Annotated in this window: 10 protein-coding genes; 5 read left to right on the top strand and 5 right to left on the bottom strand. The window is 46.3% G+C overall.

Features of this window, described 5'->3' with window-relative positions; genetic code table 11:
* Window positions 1-81 precede the first annotated feature (81 nt).
* The 4 genes from KFE98_07430 (at window position 82) to KFE98_07415 (ending at window position 3,718) form a co-directional block, all read left to right on the top strand.
* A complete protein-coding gene (locus KFE98_07430; protein ID UTW63962.1) occupies window positions 82-549 on the top strand; it encodes a hypothetical protein in 468 nt (155 codons plus the stop codon).
* 221 nt (window positions 550-770) lie between these two features.
* Entirely contained in the window at window positions 771-1,049 is a 279-nt protein-coding gene (locus tag KFE98_07425) for a hypothetical protein (GenBank protein UTW63961.1), read from the top strand.
* Between the two features lie 23 nt (window positions 1,050-1,072).
* Window positions 1,073-2,959, top strand: coding sequence for a T9SS type A sorting domain-containing protein (locus KFE98_07420; protein ID UTW63960.1), 1,887 nt, complete (start codon window positions 1,073-1,075; stop codon window positions 2,957-2,959).
* A 195-nt stretch (window positions 2,960-3,154) separates the two neighbouring features.
* On the top strand, window positions 3,155-3,718 hold the full coding sequence (locus tag KFE98_07415) for a hypothetical protein (protein UTW63959.1): 564 nt from the start codon (window positions 3,155-3,157) through the stop codon (window positions 3,716-3,718).
* A gap of 156 nt (window positions 3,719-3,874) precedes the next feature.
* On the opposite strand, the gene KFE98_07410 is transcribed toward KFE98_07415, so the two are convergent.
* Window positions 3,875-5,158, bottom strand: coding sequence for a response regulator (locus tag KFE98_07410; GenBank protein ID UTW63958.1), 1,284 nt, complete (start codon window positions 5,156-5,158; stop codon window positions 3,875-3,877).
* On the bottom strand, window positions 5,145-8,708 hold the full coding sequence (locus KFE98_07405; protein ID UTW63957.1) for a hypothetical protein: 3,564 nt from the start codon (window positions 8,706-8,708) through the stop codon (window positions 5,145-5,147). Before KFE98_07405 ends, KFE98_07410 begins: the two co-directional genes overlap by 14 nt.
* A gap of 170 nt (window positions 8,709-8,878) precedes the next feature.
* Here KFE98_07405 and KFE98_07400 point away from each other — a divergent pair, with 170 nt between their 5' ends.
* A complete protein-coding gene (locus KFE98_07400; protein ID UTW63956.1) occupies window positions 8,879-14,983 on the top strand; it encodes a T9SS type A sorting domain-containing protein in 6,105 nt (2,034 codons plus the stop codon).
* A gap of 44 nt (window positions 14,984-15,027) precedes the next feature.
* Here the strand turns inward: KFE98_07400 and KFE98_07395 are convergent, their stop codons facing one another.
* From KFE98_07395 to KFE98_07385, 3 genes are all read right to left on the bottom strand, one after another.
* On the bottom strand, window positions 15,028-16,740 hold the full coding sequence (locus KFE98_07395; protein ID UTW63955.1) for a tetratricopeptide repeat protein: 1,713 nt from the start codon (window positions 16,738-16,740) through the stop codon (window positions 15,028-15,030).
* Between the two features lie 59 nt (window positions 16,741-16,799).
* Window positions 16,800-18,167, bottom strand: coding sequence for a lysine 2,3-aminomutase (locus KFE98_07390; protein ID UTW63954.1), 1,368 nt, complete (start codon window positions 18,165-18,167; stop codon window positions 16,800-16,802).
* A 289-nt stretch (window positions 18,168-18,456) separates the two neighbouring features.
* Window positions 18,457-20,229, bottom strand: coding sequence for a T9SS type A sorting domain-containing protein (locus KFE98_07385; GenBank protein UTW63953.1), 1,773 nt, complete (start codon window positions 20,227-20,229; stop codon window positions 18,457-18,459).
* Window positions 20,230-20,353: the final 124 nt, after the last annotated feature.

Raw genomic sequence — 20,353 nt, 5'->3', positions numbered from 1 at the left:
CAATTGCCTCGGAGTTCATCGCACTGGTTATTAAAGGGTTGCCTGATTAAAGGAGCGGAAAAAGTACTACAAATACACCCTTTGAGTGCCATAAGCCCCACCAAAACCCACTATCTTTACCAAAATCCCACCTCACACCAAATGCTCAAAAACTGGAACTCCACAGCCAAAACCAAACTCACCATCATTCTCGTGTTGAGCATTATCAACTTATCGGATCCATTGGGACCAGCTCCTGCAACGGATTGGATTTTCACTCCTCTATTTTCCCTTTTCTGGGGAATCGTATTGGTCTTTTTCAGTAGGTATTCGGCTCGGAAATTCTATAGCTCAACAGAAACCTGGGCCCACTGGAATAGCTGGGAATGGAGTCGCAAGGATGTACTCACCCAATTTCAATTTTGGGGATGGTTGATGCTCGGAGTTGGAACCTGCACTCAAATAGGGAGCTTGTTCTGGCATCAGGTGATCAGCCTGTTTGGGCTTTTTGAATTTTTTCTGGGAGCGGGAATGCTCATTGGCGTTTACCTGGCATCGAGCAAAAAATAGTGCCGATAGTGAATGGGCAATAGGATTCTGTTTTCCCGTTTCAGACCTCCTTTTCTCCAAATTTCCTTAATTAAAACCTAACCGAAACCACTTCACAAAAAAGACCAGGCGCCTCACAAAAAATAATGAGTTGCCCAGAGGAATATTCGCGAAATTGTTGGTAACTCACTGTCTGTCACTTTATAAGACAAATAGACATTCATTAACAAAACCGAATAACAATGAAAAAATCAACATTTCTATTCCTCTTGGCTTTTCTCTTTTTTGCTCACCAATCCATAGCCCAGGGCATTTGCGCTGGCAACCCTGGAATTGGTGTGGAATCAGCCAAAACTACCCGGGTACAAGTGGTTCTCGGTAGCGACCTCACTTTACATGCCCCAGCCAAAGTTCTGGGTCGCCGGGCTATCAATGGTACTTTAAAAGCACTTCCTCGAGTTCGCTTTCCATCATTACAGGGGCCACCAGCCCTTCCTTTACCATCACCAATATTCAGGTAGGAGACGAAGGTTCCTACAACTGCATGGTGGATGGCGTTATGGAAGCCGTTGATCTGGTGGTGACGGTATTTAACAACAGCTCTAACCAAAGAAGGGCGGATTCACTGGCCCTGGTGGACTTCTACAATAGTACCAATGGTACCGGTTGGACCTACCAGGCTAATTGGCTGTCTACCACTGCTACGATAGACACCTGGGAAGGCGTACTCGTTCAAAACTGCCGGGTAACCAAAATCGATTTACCAGGCAACAACATTGATGGTACCTTTCCGACCTCCTTTCAAAACCTAACCGAACTTCGTACCCTAAACCTCCCCAGCAATCAGTTGACCTCAACTTTTACTATGGATCAACTTAAAAACCTCCAATGGGTAAACCTTCAGTACAATCAAATCAACCAAATCATAACCAACGGAAGCAAGGATTATTACGAGGCGCTTACCTACTTCAACGTAAGTGACAACCAGTGTACAGGCACCACCCTCAATATAAAAGGAATGCCCAAGCTCTACTTTCTATCCATGTATCAGTGCGGATTTTCAGGCCTCGATTTACACACCGAAACTTCGGAGGTTGATTACTATGGCTCCCTAAATGAGATCTCTGCCAATAACAACAACTTGGCTGGCTCTTTTGATATCTCTGCCATGCCTGTGCTGGTAAGATTACAGGCTAACGTAAACCAGCTCTCAGGATTTGTAACCCGAACCGGAGGAAACAACGACTTGAGAGATTTGATTTTATCGAGCAACAGTTTTGTGGGTGGTGCTTTGGATGTGAGCGGTGCTCCCAACTTGAAGTTACTTTTCGCGGAATCTGCCGGGCTTGGTGCCGTAAATATGCTCTCAACCATGATTCTAGAGGACGTGCGATTAAGCTCAAATCAACTGAGTAGTTTTGACCCTACTCCGATGGCTGCTACCCTGCGAATTTTGTACCTGCAGCACAACAACTTGCTCAGTCAGTTTACCTTGGGCACCCCCAATTATCCGAGCCTCACCCATCTGGGGTTATTAAACAGTCCTTTGCTTACCGGCACCTTAGACATCTCGAATGCCCCAGTTATGCAATGGTTTAGAGCAAGTAGCTGCTCCTACAGCGATTTCATTTTCTACACGGGTGCAAACTATCCGCTTAATTATGTGAACGTCGCCTACAACGATCTCGTTCAATTGGATGTCCGAAACAAACCCAACTTGGTTTATTTGTTCGCCGAACACAACGACCTAACTACGCTCCAATCTGGCACTTACGTTTCCACCAATATGACGGTAAACATTTCAAACAACAATTTGATTTTTAATGACATCATTCCTAACCTGGCCAATTTTTCAGGAACCATTACCTATAGTCCACAGGCTAAAGTTCCTGTTATTCCAGGTTTAAATAGTGTTTCCGTTGCCGCCGATTTTACCGGAACGTCTTACGAATGGCGTGAACAAGGGCAAACACCAGTATTGTCTGCCAACAGAATTTTTAATTACTCTGCCCCAGCCACCTACTACTGTGAAATGAACAACAGCCTGGCTCCGGCCCTGACTTTGTACTCTGAAAATTATGTGGCTCCTCCAGCAGCTCCACCAACTCCCTCACCGGTGGATGCAAATTCAAGCAACCTCATGTACCACACAGGCGGAACATCTGTAGATCAACGGCGGGTTTACCCAAATCCGGTTCATAAAAAGGACAATGTGATTATTGAGAACATTACCTTTTCATCGACGGACCAAGTAAGCATCCAATTGGTCAGCCTGAATGGATCTACTGTACAAACTATTGACCCGAATCAGGTTACGGCCAATGACTCCTCCATCCAAATTCCTATTGAGGTGAAAAAGGAAGGATTCTATCTGATTCAACTTATGATCAATGATGAGGTAAGTGCCTTCCGCATTTCGGTAGAGGATTAAACTACTTGCTTCATACAATTAGATTTAGGCCCGGAATCCACATGATTTTGGGCCTTTTTTTCATTCCTTAAGGAGTGAGGAATACAATCCGGCAACAAAACCTTACAATCACATTACATCAACTGATAACGTGACAGTTACATTAATTCAAAGTCCTACTTTCACTCCCATTATTCATCTAAACTTTTACTAATTATGAACGCCTTTCTTAACGAAACTGCTTACACGCTACGTATTGGTCTAATGCACAATGGGAACAGCTGGACTCCAGCCCCCGGTAGCCCGAATCCTTCTTTTGGAAACAGCACCGCAGATCCGAATGGTCCACGACCAAGGGTTGCCTTGTTTTATGAAGATGGTGCCATTTTGGAAGCCACAATTTACAACGGAACAGACAACCCTGATTTTACCGGGAACTTCAACGAAACGCCTAACCATGCCCCTGGAACTGCGGTGGTAGTGCCCATTCCAGACGGTCAAAGCCTGGACCAGATTATTGCCTCTCATTCCTGCTTTGTGCTCAACGTAGGTGCCACAGGCAACGGCAACAGCTGGAAACCGGTAGGCCCTGCACCAGCACCACCCATGGGTAATGGAAGCAATGGAACAAATCCAGATGTCTACCTGATGTATCCAGATGGAGACATTCTCTTGGCCACTGTGTTTAACGGAACAAACAATGGTGCCGGTATTGGTAACTTCAACAGCACTCCGAATCATGCACCCTCGGATAATGTGATGTGTGTGTTGTCTGCTTAAGGTGACACAATAGTTACTTCAGGGCCCTGCTTCACTCGGAGCGGGGCTTTTTTGGCTCAAAATTCCAAGAATCCGAATCCTCGACGGAGATCACTCCAATATTGGAAATTGCCTTCGGAGATCACTTCGTTCGGAGTTTAAGATTGTCCGATAGGGCTAGTATTCTATCGATTTCAAAAAATTGGATAGTTCCCGATTCGTAGCCAAATCCAGCTTGGTGCGCAATCGGGCAAAGGCTACGTTGATGCTATTGAGGCTTTTCTGGGTCAACGAAGCAATGTCAGATGGGGTGAGGTTCATGGTGAAATAGGCACACAAACGAGTTTCGTTTTTGGTTAACTCAGGGCAGGATTTGCGCAGAGCATCAAAGAAAGCCAGGTTCAGCTGATCGAACTTGTTTTCGAAAACCAGGGAATTTTCATTCTTTTCCTCGAGCTGAAAAAGATTGATGAGTTTCTTTAGTTTTCGCTGCCCCTCTGCATTCAGATGATCTTTTAGTGCTTCGATTTCGTCTACCAGTTTTTCCTTGCGAGTCGCCTGCTGCAGAAGCATACTTATTTGGGAAGCTAATTCACGTCGCTTAAAATCCAATTCAGATTGCAAATTGGCATTGATTAGGGCCTGTTGCTCCTGGATTAGCTGATCCTTTTTGATTCGTTCGGAAATGTCGGTGAACGCTCCAATAATACCACCTTCTTCGCCCGAATTATTTTGGTAGGTGGATAAGGAGGCCATCAGATGACGTGTTTCCTGATCTTCTTTATGTAAGGAATACTCAAAAGTGACCAAATCACTTTGTTTTCGGCTTTTGGCTATGTTCTCGACAAATAGCGACACCACATTTTCGGGGAAAATATGAGCCAGGGTTTTGCCCACAATTTCTTCTTGAGGCAAACCGATAAATTGGCTAAAACTGTGATTGCAATCGATAAGCACACCTTCCTTATCCTGGTAAAACTGGGGATTAGGACTTGCATTGAGCAGTTGATGAATGAACGCGTTTCGAACCTCCAATTCACTCTTCTGCCTCCTGATTTGATTGATGCCCTCAGCAAGGTCCAACACGGTTCGAATTCGGGCTGCGAGTTCCACTTTATCGATGGGTTTGCGGATATAATCTACCGCTCCAGCCGCCAGAGCTGTATCCAAATCCTGCGAAGAGGTCATTACCCCTGTGGCCATAATTACGGGAATACTCCGAGTGGAGTCCTGACTTTTCAGTCGCTTGATAACCTCGATTCCACTCATTTCGGGCATCTCCCAGTCCATGACGATAAGATCGGGATGAACCGTTTCAGCCAGTTTCAAAGCCAACTTTCCACTGGTTGCATTGAGCACTTCGCGGGCCGGGCGTTGCTCGAGTAAATATTCGTTGATCACCCGAATGTTGTTGGGGTCATCATCCACTACCAGAATAGTATAGGCCTTAGTGTTGTCCATGGTTCTGCTCTGCTAATTTAAGGCATTGATCATAGGCTTCCTGATTGCAGGAAAAAACGGCGGTTTGAAGCGCTTCTTTCCAGGCCCCAATATTGCCAATTGGATCAATTCCTTCCAAAACACTCAATATTTTCCCTCCTTCGTAAACCTGCATTTGTTGCAGGGCTTCATAAGTTGCGCTTAGGGTTACTTTTTCTTCGGCGGTTAAGGAAATGGAGTCTTGAGCTATTTGAGCATTCTTTGAGGTCGGTGTTCCCTCTCGGCCCTGAGGTAGAGAGAAGGAAAAACGGCTTCCCCTTCCTTTTTCGGAAGCCGCCTGCAACACTGATCCATGAGCTCCTAAGGCCAACTGGCAGTACTTTAACCCTAAGCCTGTGGAGTACTTATTCTCAGCCCGAAGCAACTCTTTTTCTTCAAACAACTGATCCAACTTTTTCTGAGAGATTCCAGGCCCTTGATCCTCGATTGAGATAGAGACTTGACGACCTTGTGCCACCGCCTTAAGCTCAATGCTACTATTGAGGGGAGACACTTCGATAGCATTGGCCAATAGGTTAATCAAAACCCGCTCTATTAAGGCGGGGTCGCAACGAACGGATAGAGCCTCCTCCTGATTAATCGTCCAGCTCAGGTTCTTTTGTCGGGCGGCTAATGCCACGTAGTTAATGGCATTATGAAACAGTCGGTCTACCTCCAAATCTTGGGCATTGAGCGCGATGGAAGACTCCTCTAATTTCTGAACATCGAGTACATTCATCACCAGGCGATGCATTTGATGGGCGGCTTGTTCAATGGTTTTTTGATGGCTTTGATCCAAGCCCAATTCAGTGGTTCTAAGCAGGCTGGTAAGTGGATTTTTGAGGTCGTGAACGAGCATGCTGGTGAGTCGTTGTTTAAAGGCATCCATTTCCTCCAGCTGTTCATTGGCCTCAGCCAGAGCAAGGGCTTTGGCCTGAATTTCTTGGGTGCGCTCGGCTACTTTTTCTTCCAGGATTTGCTTTTCCTTACGCAACTTGTTGATCCGTCCTCGGAAATAGAGGTAGGTGGATAAAATGAGGGCCACGAGTGCCGTTGTTCTAAACCACCAGGTTTCCCACCAAGGCGGGGTGATGGTTAACTTCAATCGATGCGGTTCCTGGCTCCAGATTCCATGGTTATTGGTCCCCTTGACCAAAAAGGTGTATTCGCCGGGAGAAAGATTGGTGTAGGTCACGCTGTGTCCGTTCGTCATGGTCCAATCCTGATCAAAGCCCTCGAGCTGGTAGGCAAATTGGTTTTTATCGGGGTGCAATAAATCAAGGCTGACGAAATCAAAAGTCAGGACACGTTCCTGATAGCTAAGCACCATTTCCTCCACTTGTTGAATTGGCTGATGAAGGTAATACCCGCTCTCCTCAGAAGTCAAGGATTGATCGCTACTTCCATCCGGATTCAAGGGCACAGATTCGTTGAAGAGTTTAAAATCGGTGAGTACCACTTCCGGTTGGTAGCCGCTGTTTTGAATGCTGTCCGGGTGAAAATAGGTAACCCCTTCCATACCTCCAAAGTAGAACCAGCCACTTTTTCCACGTTGAACTGCACCCGCCGTAAATTCTCCTTTTTGCAGACCATCACTTGGGTCAAACACGGTGATTGAAGGCTTCGCATCCGAACCATCCATCCGGGCAATTCCATTGTTGGCTGCAATCCACAGTCGATTTTGATCATCAACCAAGATGCCTGAGATTTCGTCGCCTGGTAAGCCATCCTTTACCCGGTAATGTTGAAACCGGGCGTAATCCAGTGAATCCAGATTGAGGCGATTGAGCCCTCCGGAAGTTCCAATCCAGAGAATTCCATTTTGATCTTCGGTGATAACGTTAACAAAATCGTTGGATAGGGAATGTGGATCAGAAGGGTTGTTTTGAAAACGTTGAAAGGTACCCTGGTCCCGATCCATCAAATGCAAACCGCCACTACCCGTACCCACCCAGAAATTTCCGCGACTATCCTCAAACAGGGAATAGGCTGTATTGTGAGCCAAAGATGTACTATCACCCGGTTGATTCTGGTAAACCGTAAAGACTCCCGTTGCGGTATCTAAAAGACGGAGCCCCGCTCCAAAGGATCCGAGCCAGAGTCTCCCTTGTTTATCCATCAGGGAACACCAAACATAATCGGCAGAAGAAGAGGTTCCAGCATCGGGAAGGTCGCGGTAGGCCTTTTGTTGCCCAGTTTCCGGATTCCAACGCACCACTCCTTGCCCGGCAGTACCAAGCCATAACTCGTCACCTATTGGAAGAATGGAGTAAATGGTTTTTTCCGGAGTGCCTTCATGGAAAAAATGCTGAGTCTGCCCGGTGGATGGGTTTACCTGAATCAAACCTCCTCCAAGGGTTCCAATCCAAATGGCATCACCCTTTTCGCATACACTGTAGGCGTAGGCACTTTTTAGATCGTACTCAGGTTTGGAGATCCGATGAAATTCCCGGGACGGAGAGGGCTCAAAGGCGCTTACTCCACCTCCGTAAGTCGCGGTCCACATGGTTCCGCTTCGGTCCTGGTAGACCCGGGTTAATTTATCGTCAGAAAGGGATTCCAGATTTCCAGATTGGGGCAGATAAGCTTGCAATTTTCCGGTAGACAGGTTCAAACTGACCAACCCACCTTTCCAGGTAGCCATCCAAAGAACGTCGGGTTCATCCCGATCAAAAGACAGGGAGCGAATTCTACCTTCCTCAGGTTGTACAGCCCAGGTGGACATTTCTTCGGTTTCGTGGTCAAAAAACTTTAAGCCGCCGCCGAAGGTTGCTACCCAAATTCCGTTTCTCACCGTGTCTTCCAGTAGATCAAGAATTTGATTGTGTACTCGTGGAATCAGTCGTTTATCCTGGCAATAATAGGGAGTGAACTGCTCTGTTTTAGGGTTGAAGCGATTGAGTCCGCCGCCAAACGTGCCCAGCCAGAAATTACCGTCTCGCCCTTGGATCAAACAGCGAACATCATTATTAGACAAGGAATTGGGGTCTAATTTATTGGCCAAAAAGGTTTGGTATTTACCCGAAGCTTGATCGAGTTTTTTTAGTCCTCCACCAAAGGTTCCCGTCCAAATTTCACCTGCATCCGATTCCAAAATGGCCCAAATGCTATTGTGGTAAAAATGATCATCCTCGCTCACCTCCGTTTCCGGATAATGCCGAAAGCGTTCCGTTTTCCGGCTCCAAACACTCAGGCCCGAACCATTGCTCCCTACCCAAATTCGACCTTGACCATCCTCGGCCAGGGATTGAACAAAATGATTGATCAATGAAAAAGAATCGCCGGGAATGGACTGGTATACTTGAAACCGGTATCCATCATAGCGGTTCAAACCATTTTGGGTAGCGAGCCAAAGAAAACCATCCCGATCCTGTAGAATATCGAAAACGATATTGTGTGATAACCCATCGGATGTACTGAGGGTTTTAAAGTCAACCACCCGCTGGGCAGCCACGGAAATCGTGGCCATACAGGCCAGAATAATTGCTGATATGTATACCGAAATGCGGATAAGATTAGGGTTGCTTTTCATCCAATTTAGAATTGGAAATTAATAGTTATTTCAGGACTTTAAGCCTACAAATCAATCTTATTCTCTGGAATACTAATCAAAAAGTGCCAAAATGTAATCTGAATGTAATGTGCTGATTGAGAGAAGGCGGTCGGTAAATGAATTCATTTGTAGCTATCAAATCATGACCGATGAAAAAACTGATTATCACCCTTTTTGTTCTCACCCTTTTCGGAGGCCACGTACAAGCTCAGCTTGCAGGAGAACTCGATACCACATTCAATGCTAACGATCCGGGAAATTTGTCCGGATTTGGATTCAATGCCCTAATCGCCTCGATGCACAGCTATGCCGACGGCTCAGCCCTGGTAGGAGGACACTTTACCAAATTCGAAACCGAAACGGCCAATCGGATAGCTAAGGTGAAGGCAGATGGAACCCTGGATAAATCCTTTAATGCCGGTGCCGGAGCCAATAGCTGGGTGACGGCCATAGCCGTTCAATCAGATGGAAAAATCGTAATCGGAGGTTTGTTTACCAACTTCGACAACAAAGCCCACACCCGTATCGCTCGACTCAACACGGATGGTTCTATCGACACCTCCTTTCATACCGGATCCGGCTTTAACGATCGGGTTACTCACATCCGGATTCAAGCCGATGGGAAAATCGTAATAGGTGGATGGTTTAACCAATACAACGGAGCAACTGCCAATAAAATCACCCGCCTCAACTCGGATGGAACGCTGGACACCGGCTACAACAGCAATACCCTCGGAACCAACAACAACGTATACGCTATGGACATGCAGGCCGATGGCAAGATTTTGATTGGTGGATTCTTTACCCAAGTCGGTTCGACCTCGATCAATCGCTTTGCCCGCTTGAATACCAATGGAACGGTGGACACCTCTTTTCACATGCCTTCCGGTGGTTTTAATTGGGTGGTTCAGTCGATCCTCGCTCAGCAAGATGGCAACATCCTGGTAATTGGTGCTTTTGCTACCTACGGTTCTACATCCGTTAAAGGGATGGCTCGTCTCAGCTCCAATGGAACCTTAGACGCCGCTTTCAATGCCAACGTAACTACCGGTTTTAATCAAGCCGTACACGACATTATTCAACTGGCTGACAAGAGTTATATAGCCGGTGGGTACTTTACGAAATACAATGGCGTAACGGTTCAAAAGGCTTGTCGCATCGATTCCAATGGGGTGATTGACGCCAACTACAAACCCTACGTTTCTGGGCAACAGGTTTATGCCATAGGCGTACAACCCACGACGGGAAAGGTGATGCTGGCCGGTGAATATGGTTTTATTGATGACTACCGTCGAGGAGCCATTTCCCGAATGAATGCTGACGGAAGTGTCGACTTTACCTACAATACTCTCATGGGATTAAGCAACCCGGCCGATGCTTTGATGTGGATGCCTAATGGAAAGATTTTAGTGGGTGGAAGCTTTAGCACCTACAACGGGAAAGTATCCCCACACCTGGTGATGATCGATTCTGCCACCGGAAAAATGGACACTTCATTTAAGTCTTTAGGGTTGACCCTTTCCAACACGGTGAACAAGCTCGGTTTACAATCGGATGGTAAGATACTGGTGGGTGGCTGGATGTCTACCTATGGAGATTCTGTGGCACGAAACTTCTTCCGACTCGACGTTCATGGAAACAAGGAACCCGGCTTTCCAAAAGGAACGGGATTCAACTCGACGGTACAAAACTTTGTGATTCAACCCGATGGCAAGATTATTTGTGTTGGGAACTTCACTACCTACAACGGAGCAAGTGCCAAGTACATCATCCGGATTAATGCGGATGGAACGCCCGATGCCAGTTTTAATACCGGAACTGGGTTCAACAACGGAGTCTACGAAATTCAGCTTCAAAGCGATGGAAAAGTCCTGGTTGCAGGACTCTTCACTTCTTACAACGGAACCGCCGCTAACCGCCTAATCCGATTGAATAGCAACGGAAGTATTGACAACGGTTTCCTAACCAATATCGGAACAGGTTTTAATAATAACATTACCAGTGAAATGCTGCTTGAACCCAATGGAAAAATAATAGTTGCTGGTAGCTTTTCCACTTTCAACGGATCTTCGACCAATCGAATCGTACGCTTGAACAGCGACGGAACCCGGGATACATCCTTCTCCATTGGATCTGGGCCTAACAATACCGTAGCCGACATCATTCGTATGCCCAATGGCAAATTCATGGTCTGGGGAAATTTTACGAGCTACGCTGGCACCCCAATTCGCTACCTGGCCCGGATAAACAATAATGGAAGCCTGGACAACTCTTTTAATCCTGGCACGAGTTTCAATACAGGAAACAGCTCTTCTCCTTTGTTGGAATACCCTGACGGTCGTTTGTTGGTCGTTAGCTCAACGGCAACCTCTTACCAAGGTACAGGTAGAAATTACATCTTCCGAATTTTTGGAGAAAAAGTGTGTAACCTGAGCGCTTCAGCGAGCACCGTGAAAAATGCAAGCTGCTACGACTCCAAGGATGGCGAAGTCATGGTAACCTCTTCCGGAGGGTTTGGATCGGTTAGTTATTCGTGGAACGACCCTTCGGCCAGTAAGACAGATACCGTGAAAGGCCTGCCCGCAGGAAATTATACGGTTACCGCAACAGACTCCATTGGTTGTATGACCGGTGCCCTAGTCACAGTGGCTGCCCCGGATACCGTAAAAATCAATCTAACCGGAGAAAACTGCTTTACCGGTGCCCCCTTAAATGTAAGTCTCGCACCTCAACCCGATAGTGTGATTTTTAGTAAAGGTGGTAATGTTCTGAGCACAGTTAGTAGCTTCAATTACGGAACTTCATTAACTACCATTGCAGGAAGTTCTTTAGGGAATTCGCTGGATAAATTCCGCTATCCCTATGATTTGGTGTTTGCGCCCAACGGAGACATGTATGTATCCGATGGTGGAAACCACCGGGTGATGAAATATGCTCCTGGGGCCACCAGCGGTACTGTAGTAGCGGGCGGCAATGGCCAAGGAAACAGCCTCAACAAATTCCACTCCAATTGGGGTATTGCATTGGATGCTGCAGGTAATATCTATGTCTGCGATCACTTTAATCAACGGGTGATGAAATACGCCCCCGGGGCAACCAGTGGTACGGTATTTATTTCCACCAACAACCCTTCCGATATCGTTATTACTCCGAAAGGAGAAATTTACGTAAGTTCAAACACCGAGATTAGAAAATACAGTGCAACAGGAGCTTCCATTGCCCAGGTTTCGTCCAGTGGAGCGGCTTGTATTGCCGTACACAACGACACCGTTTTTGCTTCTGAACCTGGAAAGTCGCGCGTAGTCAAATTCGCTCCGGGCAGCACCAATCCAGTGGTCGTAGCAGGAGTTACCTCTTCAGGGGGAAATGCTGCCAATCAACTCTTCGATCAGCGCGGTGTGATCATCGACGGAAATGGAAACCTGATTGTCGCCAACGGTGGAACAAGAGGGCTGAAAATGTGGCCGGCGGGATCCAAGGGTGGAGACAACGGAACCACCTTGCCCGGAACAGCCGGAAACCTAAATGTGCCATATGGATTAACGCTTAATCCCGCAGGAGATCTCGTGATTGCGGATTACAATCACCACCGCATTAAAACCTTAACAGGGCCAATTGCCAGTTACACCCCAACTGAAGCCGGAACCTATGTGGCCAAGTTCATCAACCAAACAGGTTGTACGGCCACCGATACTTTTACGGTTAACCCTGCCGCTTCAGCCATCGTTACTTTGGACTCCAACATTTCTTGCCACGGATTAACCAATGGTGGATTATCTGCATCCGATACCACCGGAACAGCACCGCACAGCTATGCTTGGGCCGGAAGATCAGATACTGTGAACTCCTTAAATAACCTGGCACAGGGTAGTTACACCGTAACCATTACCGATGCCAATGGATGTAGCGATACGGCTTCCGGAAGTATTGTCGAACCGGCAGAAATCAAGAATACGATTAGCGATACCGCTTGTAACAGCTATTCATCCCCCAGTGGAAAATATACCTGGACTACCGATGGCCAGTATCTGGATACATTGACCAGTGCCACGGGATGTGATTCTATTCTGACGATTAACTTGATCGTGAACAACAGTTCCACTGCTACAATCAGTGATACGGCCTGTGATAGCTACACATCGCCCAGTGGATTGCACACCTGGACCGCTACGGGAACCTACATGGATACCTTGACTAATGCAGTGAATTGTGATTCTATTCTTACCATCAATTTGGTCATTAAAAACAGTACAACTCACACCATCACGGATACATCCTGTAACAGCTATTCTTCCCCAAGCGGAAACCATACCTGGACGACCAGCGGACAGTACATGGACACTCTAACCAATGCCGCAGGTTGTGACTCCATCATAACCGTTAATTTGACCATCAACAACAGTTCTTCCAATACAATCACGGATACAGCTTGCAACAGCTACACCTCACCAAGTGGATTGTACACGTGGACAAGTAGTGGTCAGTATCTGGATACCTTGACCAATTCGGTGAATTGCGATTCCATCATTACGGTCAATTTGACGATCAATAACAGTACAACTCAAACCATCACAGATACGGCATGTAACAGCTATACTTCACCCAGTGGATTGTACGCCTGGACCACATCCGGAACCTATATGGATACCTTGACCAATGCGGTTAACTGTGACTCCATTCTTACGATTAACCTCACGATTAACAACAGCACAACGAACTCGATCAGTGCAACAACTTGCGACAGTTACACTTCCCCAAGTGGAAACTTTGTTTGGACCACAACCGGAACCTATATGGACACGCTCACGAACGCTGCTAATTGTGATTCGATACTCACCATTAATTTGACCGTGAATTACCAGACTACCTCCACGCTAAATGATACGGCTTGTAACAGCTACACGTCTCCAAGTGGGAAAATTTTTACGACCTCTGGCACTCATATGGATACCATTCCAAATGCCAACAATTGTGATTCGGTGATTACCATCAATCTGGTAGTGAATTACACCAGCACCGCAACCGTGACTGGAACAGCTTGTGACAATTATGTCTCCCCAAGTGGATTGTATACCTGGAATCAAACCGGAACGTATAGGGACACCCTCACCAATGCAGTAGGGTGTGACTCGATCGTTACCATCAATCTCACGATCTTCTACAGCAGCAAATCGACGATTGCTCCAGTGGTGTGCGATAGCTACACTTCACCAAGTGGAATGCATACCTGGACCACCTCGGGTACTTATCAGGACACCATTCTCAATGCCCACGGTTGTGATTCAATAATGACCATTAACTTGACGATTAACAACAGGACTTATGATACCTTGAATTGGGTCTCTTGTAATGAGTATACCTCACCCAGTGGAACCTACACCTGGAACACCTCTGGAAGTTATCAGGATACCCTCGTGGGTGCCAATGCCGTCGGTTGTGATTCTGTACTAACCATTCATTTGACGATTAATTACACCACCTTCGACACCATACATCCGGTGGCCTGCGACAGTTATACTTCACCGAGTGGAAAAACCTTTACGGCAACAGGAACCTATACAGACACCATTCCAAATGTGAGCAACTGCGACAGTACGATCACCATAAATCTAACCGTGAATCATTCCACTTCAGCCACACTTATGGATACCGCTTGTTTTGAATACACCTCTCCGAGTGGAAACTCCACCTGGAATATGAGCGGAACCTATCAAGACACCATTCCAAATGCCATGGGTTGCGATAGTGTATTGACCATTGACCTGGTGATTCAGACGGTAGATACGATGGTGACTCAAGATGTCCATTCCTTGATTGCCAATGCAAGCAATATCAATTCCACCTATATGTGGTTGGATTGCGAGGACAACTTTAGTGCCTTGAATGACACCACTCAACGTTTTACCCCGACCTCAAATGGAACCTACGCTGTTCAAATCACAACGAATGGTTGCGTGGACACGTCCAATTGCTATGCGGTGACCAACGTGGGTTGGAAGGAAGTGCCCTCCACATTTAATTGGTCGGCCTACCCCAACCCAACAAACGGATTGGTCACACTCGAATTTGGTCAAGGGGTTGAAAACATCACTGTGGTGATTCGGAATACAACCGGACAAATCATCCATCGGGAATATTTTGAATCACTGAACCAAACGGAATTGGAACTGTCTGGAGAGTCAGGGATGTACCTCATAGAGATCATTCGGGAAGATGGTAATCGGGCACTAATGCGCGTTATGAAGCAGGATTAGAACCCAAGAGGGGGGTGATTCGAAAGGATTGCCCCTTTTCTTTTTTACCCAAAAAGTCGACGCTTTAAAAGGCCCTCAAAAAAGGCGTGAAGGGGAAAAATGAGCCCACCCATAGCCGCATTGACTAAAAGCTTGAATAAAGGCGCCCCGCCGGTCCACTGCTCCACAAAAGGATCGGTATAGACCAGCAAAAATTCGAAAAGAATAAGGAATGGAAGAAACACAGCCAGCTCAATGCCCCAGTCAGGAAGTTTAAATCGCCCTAAGAGAAAAACGAGGCCAAAAAGAACGAATACGCCAATTCCTATCGCTGAATATTCCAGGTTGTTCTTTCTGGACAAAGCTTCAGCTGCCAAACGTTCCTGCTCTTGCTGAGCCTGTTCCTTTTTGAGCGCATCTCGCTCAAATTCTATACGTGCCTGCTGGCGATTGGTGGTTTTGTTGAGCTCAATGGCTTTAAGGCTATCATCCATTTGCTTGTAGACTTTGTAATAGCTAAGGGCCTCGTCGGTTTTGCCTTGGCTTTCGTAAACATCGCTTAAGGCTTTGGCCAGCCAACTGATTTGCTTGGGGGTTCCCATTTGTTGGCTTAAGTCATAGGCCCGAAGAGCCGACTCCAAATTGTTTGCCTCAATTCCCTCAGCGAGGTTAAGCCTAACTTCAAGCCAAATCATATTTACTTCCTGAGCACGGCTAGGTTGATCACCAGCAAATTCTTGGGCTTTCTGAAGATGTTGTCGGGCTGCGTCAAAATGTTCCTTTTCATAGGCTAAACTGGCCAGTTTGATGTGACTGGTTGTCAACCCTGGTCGATCTCCGATTTTTTCTTGAATAGCCATACCTAGCTCCAGGTAAATCCGAGCCAATGAATCCCGACCCTGATCAGCATACAAGCTACCCAATCGGCCATTAACGATTCCAAGACCGTAGTTATCCCCCGATTTTTCGCGAAACTCTGCTGAATTTTGGTAGTTTTCCTCAGCCAGATCCGGAAAGCCTAAATCCTCATAAATACGGCCAATGTTCATGTAAGCCGTTCCTATTCCTCTTAAATCATTTAAGCTGTCGTTGAGGGCCAGACTTTTCCGGTAGTACTCCAGGCCCACATCCATTTGCCCTTTGAGTTTATGCATGCCTCCGAGATTGTTGAGGGTAATGGCCACCTGGCGCATATTGGAAATGGTCAGATTCAAATCCAAGGATTGCTCGAAATAATAAATTGCGCTGTCCAGATTTCCCTGAGAATATTGAACCATCCCCAAGTTGATGTAGCAATTGGCCAATGTTGAGGTATCCCTGGACTCTAAAGCATAGAAAAGCGTCTTCTCGTAGTAATGCTTTCCCGAATCCACTTCGCCCATCAAATCATAACATAACCCCAGATTGTTGAGCGTACTGGCCAGGAAAGACGTATCCTTTAAAGCCTGGAATTGTTTCAACGCCTGGTAAGATAATTCAACACTAATAGCGTAGTTGCCCAACCGGGTATGGCTAGTAATTATATAGTACCCACATCGTGCTACCCTATCCGGCCGGTCTAAGGGCTGGTATTGATCCTGGGCCTTTTGGGAAAAGTAAATGCAGGAATCATCATCCTCCTGAAGATACTCTTGGGCAAGGAAATAGTTGGTTTGGGCAACAGTGGTGTCGTGAAGACCGGGTTGCTCAAGCACCTGTCTTAGGCTATCGATATTGGAATACACGGATAACCTCAGCAACAGGGCAAGTAAACTGAGGAAAATAACTCGGCAAGGCATAGGAAACAGAGAATGATTCCTATCAAAAATACGTAAATCTAAAAGTGAACGAGGGTTACCTATGCCGGGGTATACTCCTCATAATTAACCTCGTAAGCAGATTCAGTTTCCTCAACGGAGTCTTCCATTTGGGGCCCATCTTCATACAAGAAATGAGTTTGGCCAAAGGCCGGCTTCAAATCAGTCAACCATAATGCTTCGGGATCATATTTAGCAAAGAAGGGGCGGCCCACCCAATCGGGGTTTCTTCCTTGAAGGAAGCTTAGCGCCATTACTTTCTCACCGTTGATTTCTTCGATTCCTAATACCTGAACTTTACCTGGTGCTGCTGACATGCTTGGTCCTCTCACCGTTCGGCAAATTCCAGAAACCTGGCTATAGGCATCACGGAATATCTGGTAGCATTTTTCCAGCGGAACGGCGAAGAAATCACGTGCTCCCGTATCCCGGGCGATGAACATGTAGTAAGGAATACAACCCAATTTAACCTGGTGACGCCACATCGCGGCCCACCAATCGGCATTGTCGTTGATGCCCTTCATAATGGGTGCTTGAGTTCGAATCTGAACGCCGGTTTCCAGGATATTTTCAATGGCCTTTTGAACCACAGGAGTAGACAGCTCTACCGGGTTGTTGAAGTGGGCCATAATGGTCAGGTGCTTACCCTTGGCTTTTACCTTCCGGAAAAGATCAAGTAGTTCATCGGTCTCCGGATCATTGACGTATTTGTAGGGCCAAAAAGTGAGCGACTTCGTTCCAATTCGGATGTTTTGCAAATGCGGAATATCGGCTTCAATTAAAGCCTCCAAATAAGGCTTGAATACTTTGGTCGCCATCACCATCGGGTCTCCTCCGGTAAAAATGAGGTCGGTAACCTCGGGATGAGCCTTGAGATACTCTACCACCAGGTGGGTCTCGTTCATGGCAAACTTCAAGTCGTCGATTCCCACAAACTGCGGCCAACGGAAGCAAAAAGTACAGTAGGCATGACAGGTTTGCCCTCTTCGTGGAAAGAACAAAACGGTTTCCTTGTACTTGTGCTGAACTCCGGAAAGCTCAATGCCATGAATACTCGGTACGTTTTGGGTTTTCTGTCCAGCCGGATGAGGATTGAGTTCCAGACGAATCTGGTCTATATCCTTCTTCATCTCCTTTTTGGTCCTTCCTGCTCTAACCCACTCAGCTACGGTATTAAAATGCTTGTCACTCAACATTCCCCGTTGAGGAAAGGTGAGCAAAAACATGGGGTCCGTTTCAAAGTTGTTCCAGTCGATGAGCTCGTCCAGAATGTAGTTATTCACCTTAAACGGGAGCACATGGCCCACCACTTCGATGGTAAATAGTTGCTCTTCAGAGAGCATTTTCATTTGAGGAATTTGGCGGAAATTGTGAAGGCTATAGGCCTGGTACTTTTTGTTTTGAATCATATTTTTCTGCGGCACTTTTCTATTCTGCAACGGCCGTAGAATACAAAAAAAACGGCATGGTCCAAATTATTATTTGATTAAGGACAGTCACTCAAAGGCCAAATCTACCTCATAGCAATGACAATCAAATAGATATACTGAACGAATATTTATTCGGTTGTTTCAAAAGAATGAATCCTTTTTGCTCAAAACAGCCGAATTCGATCGAAAAAACAAAAAACCCGTCGCGAGGACGGGTTCTTAAAAATCTTATTCAAACCACTTTAAGAGGGCTTTATTTTGCCCCAAATTAATGGGTCACTGCAAATCGAATGGCGGTTCCTTCTACATGTAGGAAATACACTCCTGGGTCCAAATGAGTCGTATTGATAACGCGTTCAGTTGAACTTGGCTCAGCCAATATTTCGATTTCATATTGTCTTCCATCTACGCCTCTAATCTGTGCGTCGAAAGCCTCAAAGCTATCTCCAGAAGTCTGTACATGCAATTGACCGTTTGCCGGGTTTGGAAAAACCTTTAGCATTTGTCCTGCGGTAGTCTCCACAATGGATGTTGTGGTGTCTCCAGGATTGGTTGCGCTCTTGTCGGTGAAAGCCAATACCAAAGCCATTTGGCGAGCGGAAGAATTAAAGGTTTCTCCTCCGAAGTACAGTTTGTCTTCGTGCTCTCCGGTAATGTATACATTGTCTTTGTTGTCCACATAAACCATTTCCGCCTGGTCCCAGGAACCTGAGGCACTACCCACTCGATTGCTTCTTAGGGTAAATTGGGTTTGGCTAATCCATTCCACTTTACGAAGGTTGATATCGCAGCCTCCAAAAGAACCGCTTTCCAATTCACCTCCAGCGAAGTACATGTCGCCATCTTTGTTGATCGCAATGCTTTCTACAAACTCATCCTCTTCGGAGGAAAAGAAGGCATCCATCTGGTTGTTCGGAGCCAGAGATACCATCAAATAACCCCAATCTCCTCCAACGGATCCATACTCTGTTCCAAAGAAGTAAACATTGTCCTTAAAGTTGATCGCGATAAAGGCAAAGCCTGCAGAATTGAAAGCCACGGCCTCGGCACGAATGTCTTCATCTCCGGAAAATCCACCGTAGCCCGAAAATGCTCCCTGACTATTCATCAACACGATGTAGGCATCCATGTGATTGGAGTGGACAGAAGAAAAGTCGTTACCATCACTCAAGGTCATTCTTTCGGTAAAAGATCCACAAAGAATTAACTCGTCGTTGGCTGAAATGGCCATGTTGTCCAGAAAGTCACGACCGGTACTTCCAAAATCGGCTGACCAGGTCCAGGAACCGGTGTTTGACAACTTGGCCACATACATGTCTTTCTCACCACTTCCACGGCGTTGGTACACATCGTTGCCCAGGATCACATTGTTGAAGAATTCCCCAGCAATGTAGATGCTTCCATCAGATCCAAATTCAACAAATTCGGTGTTTTGGGTTCCCGCCCCATTAATTACGTTGATCCAACTGATGTTTCCATTCAAGTCCATTTTGGCCACAAAGCCCTCTTCCTGATTGGTCACATTGCTTGAGCCGGTTTTTCCACCAAAAGTGATGGAAGAACGAAACTGACCTACGATGGCAATCTCATTGTTGCGGATGGTCAAATCCAATCCAGAAGAAGGTCCACCGGTAGCAGCTCTTACCCATGCCCATTGGCCGTTAGGGTTAATCTTTCCAATGACCATGGCTGTTTGCCCGGATGCGCTGGATACGTTAATCGATCCAAATTGGGCATTGCCTTCAATGGTTCCAATCACGTACAGGTTTCCATTATCATCTGCAGCAATCGCGTTAAAAATGTTGGAAGAAGACATCGGTGTTCCTCCGTTCAATCCCCAATTCTCTTTGACCTCATCGGCTGCGCGGCTACCTAAATCGGGGCTTGCCCAGGTATCCACTTGCTCAAATTGGGTAGGAGATTTGGTAAAAGTTCCATGTGTATTCTGCGCGAAAATGGCTCCCGGAAGGGCCATTAAAAAGCACAAAATCGAAAAAGTAGTTTTGGCTTTGGTTGTTGGAGCTGATTCTAATAAACTCATTCTTATTCCCTTAAGTTTTTACGGTAATTTGATTTCTAAAAGTCCAAACATAGCAACGGTTTCAACACGTATGACAAGTTTTTTTGAATCTGGCCCCTTTGGTTTTGAATGAGGCTGATTTTCA

It is taken from the genome of bacterium SCSIO 12741 (assembly GCA_024398055.1).
Classification (GTDB): Bacteria; Bacteroidota; Bacteroidia; order Flavobacteriales_G; family Salibacteraceae; genus SCSIO-12741.
Note: the sequence above shows the minus strand (reverse complement) of the source record. Positions and strands in the feature narration are given on the sequence as shown.